Origin of the sequence: Pseudoalteromonas sp. MMG010, from assembly GCF_018100905.1 — a bacterium.
In the GTDB taxonomy this organism is placed as follows: Bacteria; Pseudomonadota; Gammaproteobacteria; order Enterobacterales; family Alteromonadaceae; genus Pseudoalteromonas.
This window is the reverse complement of the sequence record NZ_JAGJEG010000002.1, coordinates 406574-419848: the sequence shown is the minus strand read 5'-3', so window position 1 is coordinate 419848 and position 13275 is coordinate 406574. Positions and strand designations below refer to the sequence as shown.

The 13275-nt window shown below is 37.9% G+C and carries 6 protein-coding genes; 4 read left to right on the top strand and 2 right to left on the bottom strand.

From position 1 onward, the window contains the following. Positions 1 to 78 precede the first annotated feature (78 nt). A complete protein-coding gene (locus tag J8L70_RS04810) occupies positions 79 to 2499 on the top strand; it encodes a VolA/Pla-1 family phospholipase (protein ID WP_211054337.1) in 2421 nt (806 codons plus the stop codon). A gap of 99 nt (positions 2500 to 2598) precedes the next feature. Continuing rightward, entirely contained in the window at positions 2599 to 3615 is a 1017-nt protein-coding gene (gene sohB, locus J8L70_RS04805) for a protease SohB (RefSeq protein ID WP_211054384.1), read from the top strand. A gap of 50 nt (positions 3616 to 3665) precedes the next feature. On the opposite strand, the gene J8L70_RS04800 is transcribed toward sohB, so the two are convergent. Continuing rightward, complete coding sequence (locus tag J8L70_RS04800; RefSeq protein WP_211054336.1) at positions 3666 to 4988, bottom strand: dicarboxylate/amino acid:cation symporter; 1323 nt, start codon at positions 4986 to 4988, stop codon at positions 3666 to 3668. 188 nt (positions 4989 to 5176) lie between these two features. On the opposite strand from J8L70_RS04800, the gene J8L70_RS04795 reads away from it, so the two are divergent. Further along, positions 5177 to 8830 carry a hypothetical protein gene (locus J8L70_RS04795; RefSeq protein ID WP_211054335.1) on the top strand — a complete coding sequence of 1218 codons (3654 nt, stop codon included), beginning with the start codon at positions 5177 to 5179 and terminating at the stop codon, positions 8828 to 8830. A gap of 249 nt (positions 8831 to 9079) precedes the next feature. After that, positions 9080 to 11785: a type I DNA topoisomerase gene (gene topA, locus J8L70_RS04790; protein ID WP_211054334.1), complete on the top strand. Its 2706-nt coding sequence runs from the start codon at positions 9080 to 9082 to the stop codon at positions 11783 to 11785. A gap of 99 nt (positions 11786 to 11884) precedes the next feature. Here topA and J8L70_RS04785 read toward each other — a convergent pair whose 3' ends face one another. Further along, positions 11885 to 13144 carry a nitrate- and nitrite sensing domain-containing protein gene (locus J8L70_RS04785; protein WP_211054333.1) on the bottom strand — a complete coding sequence of 420 codons (1260 nt, stop codon included), beginning with the start codon at positions 13142 to 13144 and terminating at the stop codon, positions 11885 to 11887. Between the last annotated feature and the right edge of the window lie 131 nt (positions 13145 to 13275).

Below are 13275 nucleotides of genomic sequence, written 5' to 3'. Positions count from 1 at the left end.
AATAAGTTGATTACACTTCATTAACCAAACATACTGAAACAACACACGATAAAAAAAGATTTTCGCGGAGCAATTAATATGAAAAAAATGCTACTTTCACTGTCAGTTACAGCCCTGTTAGCAGGGTGTGGTTCTGGAGAAACACTGCAAGATGTAAAAAATGACAGCGGTGAAGTTATTCCCTTTGCTACGGTTGAGTTCGATCCTGCTAACAGCGTGATATCAGTACCGAACGATTTATTATTTAGTGGAACCCAAGATGGTACGCTTAATATTCCTGGTGAACTTGACGATGAAAATGTCTCTATTTCACGTGAATTATATGCCGATCCATCATTAGCACTCGGTGCGCTTGATGGCTGGTCAACACAAGTTCCATATAAAGTTGATATTTCATTTCCTGATGATGTTAGTTTAGATGCGACTTCGGCAGCATCTGCTGGAAGTGTACGTATTTTTGAAGTGATTATGGGAGCCAGTCTGACTGATGCAGAATGCGCTGTTGTATCCGCGGGTACTGCTTGTAAGTTAGTGGGAGAGCTAACGTTTGGAGTTGATTTTATAACTCAAGCATCGGGAGATGCAATTGCAGTTATACCTTTAAAACCTTTCAATGCGGGTAGTTCATACATCAATGTATTTACATCAGGATTAAAAGATTCTTTAGGGCGCTCGATAGAGCCTTCTGCAACTTATGCATTAGTTAAAGAAGAAGCGCCTCTAGTTACAGAAGAGCAATTAACATTACAAGGCGTTGTAAATAGTTATGAGAATGTCGTTGTATCTTCAGGAAGTATTACGAAAGACGATATAATTTTTACATCTGCGATGACCATGCAGTCAGCAGGTGGCGTGCTTAGTAACGTTAAGAGTTTATTAGTAGGTAGTTTATCACAGCCAAGCTTGCCTAAACCTGTTTTAACTATTCCAGAACAAAGTGTGATTACAGTTAAAGATGTGTTCGCTTTACAAAATATAGATGTTTCTGACGCTTTTTCTGGCGTTCAGTATGAAAAAGGCACTATAAACTTACCGATGTATTTAGGTACTCCTACGGGTACAACCACCGATGATCTAGCTGATACTTATTGGCAAGGGCTATGTGATAATGCCGTGGCTGTGATTGGTTACAAAGCGGCAGTCGGTGATAGCTTTCCAGCAGAGCCTATTAGTGTTTCTGATGCGACTTGCTTTGCGCTAAGCGGTGGTCAATTACGTGATTTAGGTATTGATAGCACCCGTCATCTGACTAAATATAATTCAGTGCCTAAATTGCAAAGCATTGAAACAGCAGATGTACAGATCACTAAACCAATATTGCCGGTGATTAATGCGATTAGACTTAGTTTAGGCTATGAAGCACTTTCGATGCCGGAATCAGGTTGGCCGGTTGTGATTATGCAACATGGTATTACAACACAAAAAGAGAGTATGTTAGCGTTAACCGCACAACTATCTATTCAAGGCTTTGCTACCGTTGCTATTGATCATCCTCGCCATGGTGAGCGTGGTTTAGATATAGATAATGATGGGACAGATGATTTTAATGCGACAACAGGCTCAGTATTAAGTTACATGAACCTAAGTTCGTTATTAGTCGCACGCGATAGTTTACGTCAATCATCAGCCGATTTATTGGCACTTCGCTTTGGCATTAATTTTTCAGGTGACGATGAGCTTAATACTCAAGATGTAACTTATATAGGTCATTCATTGGGTTCTATTGTAGCACCGGCTTTTATTGCGCAGGCAAATACACCATTAGCAGAAGCTGTAGATCCATTATTTAATGTAAATACAGTGGCATTAGCCAGTGGTGGTGGTGGTATTGCAAGCTTCTTGCTTGAATCACCTGCCTTTGGACCATTTATTCAAGCATCGGTATTATATTCGGCTGGCACTGATGAATCGACAGAGTTTCTTGCTTATTTACAAAATGAAGCCGTAGCAAACTGTGTTCAATACTTTGAGGATCAAGAAGTGTATTTAACCTGTGGTTATGGTGAATATTTGGCTTCAGTGACTGATACACAAAAACTTTTAAATATCCAAGCGCTATTTACTGAGTTTGCCTTTGCAGCACAAACAGTACTTGATAGCGGTGATCCAACCAACTACGCATCAACGGTTGCAGAGCTTGGTACACCAGTATATTTAAATGTTGTGGTAGGTGATGGTGGTGAAAACAAATCAGATCAAGTGATCCCTCCAAGTGTAACCAGTAACCCGATTGCAGGTACTCTTCCATTAGCCCAATTATTAGGGCTGACAACGGTAAGTTCATCGCAAGCATTAAGTGATACAGCGTCAAGTTACTTAGTTAAATTTACAAAAGGACATCATGGTTCGGTATTAACACCAGAGCAAGATGATGCCAAAGCGGCCACTGAGCAAGGTAGTATAGATGCAAATGCAGAAATGCAAATGCAAATAGCGACTTATTTAGCAACACGTGGACATATGTTGTTAGTCACCAATGAAGATGTAGTGACAGACTAAATATATTTTAAAATTAAGTTTTATACTAAAAAGCCACATTACGTGGCTTTTTTTATTGTAAAGCATGATAAAGTTTATTTTTTTTAATGGAGATCAATGTTGGAATTTTTATATGAATATGGATTGTTTTTTGCTAAAACAATCACATTTGTTGTTGCTATCGCTATTGTATTAATGCTTTTAGTTGGGGCTGCTGTTAAACCTAAAGCCAAGAAAGGTGAAATAGAAATAGAAGATATTTCAGAACATTTAAGAACAATTAAAAATGATTTTTTATTGAATACGCTTAATAAAAAGCAATTAAAAGAACATAACAAAAAAGTGAAAACTGATATTAAGCAAGCCGATAATGCGGAATCAAAACCACGTTTATATGTGGTTGATTTTGTAGGTAGTATGGATGCACATGAGGTTGAATCATTACGTGAAGAAATTACCGCTATCATTAGTATTGCTGATCCTAAACAAGACACTGTATTGGTAAGGTTAGAAAGTGGAGGTGGTGTCGTTCATGGTTATGGGTTAGCAGCGTCACAATTACAACGATTAAAAAATGCCGGAATATACTTTAGTGTCTCGATAGACAAAGTCGCAGCAAGCGGTGGATATATGATGGCGTGTGTGGCTAATCATATTATTGCTGCTCCATTTGCTATTGTTGGTTCTATTGGCGTTATTGCGCAAATACCTAACTTTAATAAGATATTAAAGAAAAATGATATAGACTTTGAGCAAGTAACGGCTGGAGAGTTTAAGCGTACATTGACCATGTTTGGTGAAAATACCGATGTAGCCCGTGAAAAATTTAAGCAAGAAATAGCTCAAACTCATGATTTATTTAAAACGTTTGTATCTCAACAACGCCCAAGTTTAGATATTAGCTCTGTAGCGACCGGTGAGCATTGGTTTGCAACTCAAGCAATAGAGAAAGGGTTAGTGGATGAAATTAAAACCAGTGATGATGCGCTTTTGTCACAGCAAAACGAACGCCAAATATATAAGGTGAAGTATAAAGTTAAAAAGGGTATCAGCGATAAACTAGCATTGGGTATTAGTCACTCAGTAAATAAAATTACCATGACACTCATATCAAAATTTAAAAGTGTAAATCCTTAACAAAATAAAAAAAACCTTGCTCATGCAAGGTTTTTTATTAGTAAAATCAATTAGCCTTTAAGGTTTTCTAAATCTTTAGCAGCATTAGGGTCATTAAATATTGTTTCGTCTAATTGACCTTCGGTTTTAGCAACAACACAGGTAACCATACAGTCACCGGTTACATTGACCGCGGTACGCGTCATATCTAACAAGCGATCTACACCGATAATAATAGCGATGCCCTCAACAGGTAGGCCGACTTGATTAAGAACCATTGCCAGCATTATTAATCCAACACCTGGCACCCCAGCGGTCCCTACAGAAGCCAGTGTCGCAGTAAGAATAACCATAAGGTAATCTGAAAGCGCTAGGTCAACACTAAATACTTGTGCAATAAATACAGTGGCAACACCTTGCATAATCGCTGTGCCATCCATATTTATGGTGGCCCCTAATGGTACGGTAAATGATGCCACCGAGTTGTGTACCCCCAGTTTTTTATTTGCGGTTTCAAGGGTTACTGGCATTGTTGCACTTGAGCTTGAAGTACTAAAAGCAAATAAGCAGGTGTTTTTCATTTTTTTCAAAAAAGTAACCGGGCTTAATCCGGTTAATAGTTTTAAAATAATACTGTAATTGATTAAACCATGGATAAGTAATGCCATCACGACAATACCAAAATAAAGTGCCAAGCTTTTTATTAGTTTTAAATCGATCGTAGTAAAAAGTTTAGCCATTAAGAAAAATACACCATACGGGGCAATATTCATTAATAAGGTGACTAATTTTAAAATAACAGTGTTTAAGTCTTCAAATAAAGCCGCTACACGTTTTCCTGGTTCGCCACTGAGTGCCATCGCAACACCAAATAACAATGCGAATACGATAACCTGTAACATATTTCCTTTTGACATTGCATCGATTGGATTAGTCGGAAACATGCCAATTATTACTTGTGCTAGTGTAGGGGCTTGAGTGGCACTGAATGTCGTTTCTGAAGGAAGGTTTATACCTTCTCCGGGATTAAATATTAACGCTAAAAATATAGCAACAGTGATTGCAAGGGCAGTTGTTAGTAAATATAAACTAATAGATTTACCACCTAAGCGTCCTAATTTTTTAGGATCACTTAAACTACATGTACCACATACCAATGAAACAAAAACTAATGGCACTACTAACATTTTTAAACTGGCAATAAAAATTTGCCCACCAACATTAAAGATTCCATTTACGAATATATCGTTGATTGATAGCGAAAAAATACCCAGTGGGATTAAAAAGTCGTCTTTTCCAGCTAATAATGCCTGGAAAATTAAACCGACAAGAATACCCAAACTCATGCCTATCATTATCCGAGAGGTTAAACTTAATGAACGAAATTTTGACATATTTATGATCTATTTTTATAAATTTGACCATAGACTACCAGCCTGTATATTTTTATACAGAAAAAATCGTATTTTTTATAAAAAAAATTATGAAAAAAAGTAATAAAAAACTGTGATTTTTAGCAGGTTTATAGGTTAATATAAGGTAAATAAATGTCATTTAAATTAAAAATGCTAGGGAGAGGTCAATGCCTTTATTACGATTGTTAAGCATAATAATGCTTAGCTTTTTACTCACTGCTTGTGGTAGTGGTGATGAAACGTTAAGTCGAGACTCGGTAGATGACAGTGCAGATGCTGAATATGAATTAACTTTATCAGCTTATAATAATGCAGATGTTGCAAGTAATTCTGTTTCTGCAGATAGTCCACTCGAAGTGTGGGCACTACTTGAGTTAGATGGGGCTGCTGTCTCTGGCGAATTTGTTACATTTACACTCGATGGTGATGTAGGTGAGTTAGACCCATCTTCTGGGAGCTCATTAACACAAAGTGATGGGGTTGCTGTTATACAATTGAACGCAGGGTCAGTTGAAGGTGCGGGTATTGTGACCGCGTCATATACGATAGATGATGTAACTTATACTGGAAATTTTGCATTTCAATCCAGTGGTGACGAAGAAGATGATACCGATGACTCCGGCTATGAATTAACGCTTGAAGGTTATAATTCTGATGGCGTTGAAAGTAATTCAGTTACTGCATCAAGCCCAATTGATTTACGAGCCACTTTAGCGTTAGATGGTGATACATTAGCGGGTCGACGCATTACATTTACGCTTGATGACGATATTGGTCTTTTATCTCCTACTTCAGGAACTTCACTGACACAAGCTGATGGTATAGCGAGCTTACAGTTAACAGCTGGTACAGTTGAAGGTGCAGGTGTTGTTACTGCTTCTTATACACTAAACGATGTGACTTATAGTGATACTTTTGAATTTCAATCAAGTGGTGACGAAGAAGATGATATCAGTGTATCGGGTACTACGTTATTAGAGGTGAGTATACTTGATGCCGCTGGGAATAAGTTTACCAGTGATAACCCAGTGACCAGTGACAATCAAGGAATTGTTACTGCGACATTAACAAGTGACGGTGTGCCTTTAAGTGATCAGTTAATTTCTTTTTCTACCAATTTCACCGGAGAAATTACTCCTGTGTTAGGGACTGCCTCGACTAATGACAGTGGAGAAGCGAGCGTTACTCTCAATAGTGGTGATTTAAAAGGTGCGGGACAAGTTGTTGCATCATATACATCGAGCACTGATACCATAAGCAGTACGATGGTATTTTATTCATCTGGAGATGGGGCCTCTGACGATGAATCAGAATTTACAGTCACAGTATTACTTTTAACAGGTTGTAATGCTGATTGGGATGATAATCGCTCTGCAGTGAGATTAGACCCTACAGATGCATCGACAGGATGTAGTGTTGTGCATAATATTTCTTCTACTGATTTAGGGGAAATATATGTAGAAGTTGTCGACCAACAAAGTGGAGATGGTAGTGCTTATTCTTTAGTTAATGTTGAAACTAATTTAGGAAGCATTTTACCTTCTTCAGGTGCTGCATTAACTGACGCTCAGGGTGTCGCATTACTAAAACTACAACCCGGTGATACCGGGGGAGCGGGGACGATCAATGCCACGGCACAAAATGAATCAGATTCTATCAACTTTGCCGTAGGGACAGCCGATTTAACGTTAGAAGTTGATAATGGTTTAGAACAAGATGATGCTGGTAATGATATCCCTCTAAACGCAGGGGGTAGCACAGTTATTGTTGTTACTTTACTTGATGAAGAAGGCGAGCTTTTTACCACAGCAACCGATGTTGAATTTTCATCTACTTGTTATATTAATGAGCAAGCCGAAATTGATGACAGTGTTAAGTCTTCTGGCGGTATAGCAAGTGCCACATACCAAGCAAAAGGCTGTAGTGGTGATGATACCGTGACTATCAGTGTTGAAACTGGCGGTGAGAACTTTACAGCATCGACCGTTATATCTATCGAAGAATCACCCATTCAATCAATTCAGTTTGTTCAAGTGAGCGAGTCCTTTATTGCATTACCGCCAGGTGAAGGTGGCTTACCTACTCAGTCTGAAGTGGAGTTTCAATTATTTGACCAAGATGGATTACCGGCGACACAGCAACGAATTGATTTTAAACTAACCGACTCAATTGGTGCGGCATCATTAACTCAATTATCAGCTGATACTGATGATGATGGCTTTGTTTCTACATCAGTTACTTCTGGGGTTGTGCCGGGTCCCATTGTGGTTAAAGCCTGTTATGTATCGACAGATGATCTGGCGTCGCTTGATGAAGGAGACGATTTAACGTGTTGGACAGACGATTATGACTTATGTATGGAAGAGCCAGATAATGAAATCTGTCCAGATGGTACATTACATTTAATCCCGTTATCGGAGCAAATCAGTTCAGTTTCGTCTCAAATCACCTTAAATTCGGGGGTTACTGATCAAAATAGTTTTGATGCAAGTCCTGTTACATTCAATACAAATTCATTGAATTATAATGGCGTAACTACTGATATAACGGTTTATTTTGGCGACCAATTTAATCACTTTAATGCCGATGGTGTTGAAGCAACTGTGATTGCAGAAGCTGGTGTAATCGGTTCAGAGAGTGACGATACATTTTGTCAAACAAGTGATGCAACTTGTACTGTAACTTGGCGCTCACAAGGAGATATTCCATTTTATGACTATAAATGGGGTAACCGAATTGGTGAAATCGATGGTGATGCTTCTACCACTGAAGGCATAAACCCTAAAACCGAAACTGTAAACTGTGACCCGTACTTTTCTGCTGCTGCGCCATGTATTGGTGGAATAACTCGCGCCAAAAACGATGCAGATGGTGTTGTAATGGGCGGGCGAGTATCTGTTTTAGCCATTACAAAAGGACAAGAAAACTTTGTTGACGAAGAATCGAGTGATGGGGTAAAGCGCACCAATGGCTTATTTGATATTGGTGAGTATTATGCAAGCTATGATTTATCAGAAGCGTTTAACGATCATAATGAAAACTTAACATTTGATAAAGCAAACTGTAGCGAAGCGATCGGTGATGCTTATAGTGCAGAAGATGATTTATGTTCGCCTTTAAATTCTCGTGGTGGACACAATGAAACATGGCGAGATCTTGATAATAATGGAATATTTGATGAAGCGGATGGTATGTATAATGGTTTATTATGCTCAGAAGCAGCACAAGAAGCCGAGCAGTGTACTCGAGAGCTCATTGAGGTACGTAAACAGCTTGAGTTAGTGATGTCAGGTGATGACCCTTATGTACGTTTTGCCGTGGTAAAAACATCGACTATTTTAGATGCACCTTATGAAGTGTACGTTCCAGCAGATTGTTCAAGTTCAATCGTTGCAACGCTTGAAACATCAGATACAGAAGATTTTTGTGATGTAGGTAGTATTGATTTATCAAATATTGTTGTTGCAAATCCAGACTATGATGCAACAGATCCTGATGAAACAGACCCAGAAACGGTTGAAATTGGGCTTGCTTCTATTTCGATTTATATTTTCTATTCTGATGAGTTTGGTAACCCTTTACCAGCAGGCACAAGTGTTTCAATTTCATCAACGAATGGTGATTTTGATCTCCTCACTCATGAGGCGACAGTACCGAATACAAACTCTGATCAAACCAGTTACTCAGTTGTCTCAATCTCAAGAGAATCAGATGGTAACGACTTAACAAGTGGCGTACTCAGTATTACTTTTGAATTTGACAATGTACTAGGTGAATCGAAAACAATTACTCAAGGCATTGCCATTATAGATGATAAATAATTGGTAAAATTATAAAAAATGCCAACCAATAGGTTGGCATTTTTGTATGTGTTCTATATATTCTCTGCAATATAGGTTAAAAGCAGTTGTTTGATTAAATAAAGCACAGAAATTGTTTATTTATTCATTAATTGGTTAAAAGTTTGTATTAAAAGCTTGTAACAATTAGTTTTTGTAGATATACCTATAAATATTCGCGTCGTATTTACGGCAAATCTCATTTAAATACTTGGTTAGAAATAGGCAACTATGGGCAAATCGCTAGTAATTGTAGAGTCTCCTGCAAAGGCCAAAACAATTAATAAATATTTAGGTAATAATTTTATCGTAAAATCCAGTATTGGACATGTACGAGATTTACCTACGTCGGGTTCTGCAAAAGCAAAAGTTCCAGCAACGAAAACACCTGCTGAAGTACGAAAAATGCCACCTGATGAAAAAGCTGCTTATAAAAAACAGCGAGATTACACAAATTTAGTCGCTCGTATGGGAATAGATCCAGCTAAAAATTGGTCTCCACATTACGAAATTCTGCCAGGTAAAGAAAAAGTAGTACAAGAATTACAAAAGCTGGCTGAAAATGCAGACCAAATATATCTCGCAACGGATTTGGATAGAGAAGGAGAGGCTATAGCGTGGCATCTTCAAGAAATCATTGGCGGCGAACCTGAAAAATATAAACGTGTTGTATTTAATGAAATAACAAAAAATGCCATTCAACAAGCATTCGAAACACCCGGTGAATTAAATACCGACATGGTGTATGCACAACAAACACGTCGCTTTTTAGACCGTGTTGTTGGCTTTATGGTTTCGCCTTTGTTATGGGCTAAAGTTGCACGTGGGTTATCTGCTGGGCGTGTGCAATCAGTTGCGGTACGTTTATTAGTTGAACGCGAACGTGAAATTAAAGCATTTATTCCTGAAGAGTTTTGGGATATTCACGCGGATGTTAAAAATAGTGAGTCACAATTACGTTTAGAAGTCACTAAACACGCAGACAAAGCATTTAAACCTGTTAATGAAGCACAGGCTAGTGCTGCGGTTAAAAGCCTTGAAAATGCAGAATATAAAGTAATTAGTGTTGATGAGAAACCAAGTAAAAGCCGTCCAAGTGCGCCATTTATTACTTCTACCATGCAACAAGCTGCGAGTACGCGTTTAGGTTATGGTGTTAAAAAGACCATGATGCTTGCTCAGCGTTTGTACGAAGGCGGTTACATAACGTATATGCGTACCGATTCAACAAATCTTTCAAAAGATGCGGTTGAAATGTGTCGTGATTATGTTACACAAGAGTTTGGTGCTAATTATTTACCAAAAGATCCTATTAATTACAGCTCTAAAGGCAATGCACAAGAAGCCCATGAAGCAATTCGTCCATCAAGTGTTGACGTCCTATCTGGTCATGTTGAAGGGGTCGATGCTGATGCTAAAAAGCTTTATGAGTTAATATGGCGCCAGTTTGTTGCGTGTCAAATGGTCCCTGCTGAATATGACTTAACGACCTTAACAGTCGCTGCAAATGACTACCATTTAAAAGCAAAAGGGCGTGTACTACGCTTTGATGGTTGGACTAAAGTGCAACCTGCTGTACGTAAAAAGAATGAAGAAGATCAATCACTCCCTGCAATGGCTGTTGGTGAAACGCTAACACTTATTGAACTTGATCCAAAGCAACATTTTACTAAGCCACCAGCACGTTTTAGTGAGGCAAGCTTAGTTAAAGAGCTAGAAAAAAGAGGGATTGGTCGACCATCTACGTATGCCTCTATTATCTCGACGATACAAGATCGTGGTTATGTGAGAGTTGAAAATCGACGCTTTTTTGCTGAAAAAATGGGTGAGATTGTTACAGACAGATTAGTCGAAAACTTCACTGATTTAATGAACTTTGATTTTACTGCAAAAATGGAAGGTCGTTTAGATGACATCGCTGAAGGTGAGCGTGTTTGGACCCAAGTTCTTGATAAGTTCTATGCTGATTTTTCTACGCAATTAACCATTGCTAATGGTGAGCCTGACCAAGGTGGCATGCGCTTAAACCAAATGGTCGAAACAGATATTGATTGCCCAACCTGTGCTCGAAAAATGGGTATTCGAACTGCATCTACTGGGGTGTTTTTAGGGTGTACGGGTTACAGTTTACCGCCTAAAGAACGCTGTACAACCACGATGAATTTAGTGTCGGGTGATGAAGCTATTTCTGCAGATGTTGAAGATGTTGAAACTGAAACGTTAATGCAAATGAAGCGCTGTCCTATTTGTGAAACAGCGATGGATTCTTACTTAATCGACGAAACTCGTAAATTACATGTGTGTGGTAATAACCCTGCTTGTGATGGACATATCGTTGAACAAGGTACTTTTAAGATTAAAGGCTACGATGGACCCATTATCGAATGTGATAAATGTGGTTCAGACATGGAATTAAAATCAGGTCGTTTTGGTAAGTATTTTGGTTGTAATAATGAAGAGTGTAAAAATACACGTAAGTTATTAAAAAATGGCGAAGCTGCTCCACCAAAAGAAGATCCGGTCCATTTACCTGAGTTGGAATGTGAAAAATCCGATGCGTATTTTGTATTACGTGATGGAGCCGCTGGGATTTTCTTAGCTGCCAATACATTTCCTAAATCGCGTGAAACACGTGCTCCTAAAATAGAAGAGTTAAAACGTTTTAGAGAACGTATTTCACCGAAGTTTTATTACTTAGCCGATGCACCAGTAAAAGATCCTGATGGCAATTTGGCAATTGTTCGTTACAGCCGCAAGAATAAAGTGCAATATGTAATGAGTGAAGTTGAAGGTAAAGCGACAGGGTGGACTGCTCATTTTGAAAATGGAAAATGGGTAGAAGAAGCCAAGAAAAAAGCGGCACCTAAAAAGAAAGCCGCGGCAAAAAAAGCGACCACTAAAAAAGCAGTGACGAAAAAGAAAAAAACAGATGACTAGATATTTATAAAAGTTATTTGTATAAAAGCCGGACTAACAGCATGTTAGCCCGGCTTTTTTATTTACACCGATAATTAAATCTCTATTGGCTTTGTAAGCTTATGTGTCACTCAGCTCAATAATCTTTTCTGCTACTGTAAACAATGAATTATGCGTATCCATGGCTTGTTTTTGTAATTGTTTATGGGCTTGCTGTTCGGTTAGTTTTAATTGTTCGATTAAAATATATTTAGCTTGATGAATAATTTTTTGTTCAGATAACACTTTTTTTGTTTCAAGCAGTGCATTATTTATTTGTTTAATGTGTTGTTTTTGTTCAAGTATTAAATCGAACATATTTTTGTTGCTTGAAAGTTTTTGCGCCGCGATATTCTCATTATTATTAATGATACCCTCATCAATAATCGTATTTTGTGTTGAGGTTTGAGGCTCAGAAATCGAATTAAGAATTTGTTTATTACTATTGAGCATTCTTTCGGCGCATGCAATTTGCATCGCTGCGGTATCGATAAGATGGTCTGCAATGTTTTGCTCAATTTTATGCATTATATCTATACGTGTTGTACAGACTTCGTACCACACTTCACTTAATTGTGATAACGGTTGCGAGGTATCATCATCGAGTTTTTGTAATAAGCTTCGTAACTGATTGACTTGATTATTTACTTGGTGGCTGCACAGTGCTTTATTACATTTTAATAAATGATCATCTGCGTATTCATTAAAAAACTCAAAACTTTGCGTTTGTTCCGTTTGTAAATGCAGCAGTTGTTCTTTTTGTTGTTGAGTAAATTGGCTGGTCGCAAATGCTTGTGCCCCACAGGCTCTTTCTTGCCCTGCATACTCTTTACCTTGCATGTAATTAAAAAACACAACTAATAAACGGGTTATCTTTGGATCACTGGCTCCGTCTGCAGCTTCTAATATTATACTTAATAGGCTGGCAATCAGCTGAGTAAATGAGCGTGTTGCTTTAACGGCTGTTATTTCCTGGCGTGTTATTTTATGACGTAAATTAGGTAAAATATCGAGTGATTGAAGGCTATACGCAAGTAGGTTAAATAACCGGGTGTGGCCTGTGTCGTTTTCTTGATTTAAATAAGTAGATTTTAATGAATGGTAAAATGAATCTTGAGCTTGATCCGTTAGCGGTTTTTGTTCAGCTAACTTAATTTTAAAGCGTTCTGTGTTCGATGATAAATATATATTACTCATCGCACGTTCTCTTTGTAATTGATGAACAAAATCACCCAATTTTATTAAAGATGCACAGCTATTTTGTAACTTTTTTAAAGCATGGATTTCTTGATACTTTGCAGCTAATAAAAATTGCTTAGTGAGAGGGTTGCTTGTTGTCATAGTAATCTTATCTTTTTTACTTTGTCTTCAATTTGCAACCCTTGTTCCAATCATTTGAAAATAAAACTATTATATACATTACAATAACTTAGATGTTTGGTGTGATTTTTAATATTAGTTTTTTATCGCTG

Bases quoted from the DNA above. Each gene is read 5' to 3' on its own strand.
- J8L70_RS04810 (WP_211054337.1), top strand. From the start codon at position 79: ATGAAAAAAATGCTACTTTCACTGTCAGTTACAGCCCTGTTAGCAGGG.
- J8L70_RS04800 (WP_211054336.1), bottom strand. From the start codon at position 4,988: ATGTCAAAATTTCGTTCATTAAGTTTAACCTCTCGGATAATGATAGGC.
- J8L70_RS04795 (WP_211054335.1), top strand. From the start codon at position 5,177: ATGCCTTTATTACGATTGTTAAGCATAATAATGCTTAGCTTTTTACTC.
- topA (WP_211054334.1), top strand. From the start codon at position 9,080: ATGGGCAAATCGCTAGTAATTGTAGAGTCTCCTGCAAAGGCCAAAACA.
- J8L70_RS04785 (WP_211054333.1), bottom strand. From the start codon at position 13,144: ATGACAACAAGCAACCCTCTCACTAAGCAATTTTTATTAGCTGCAAAG.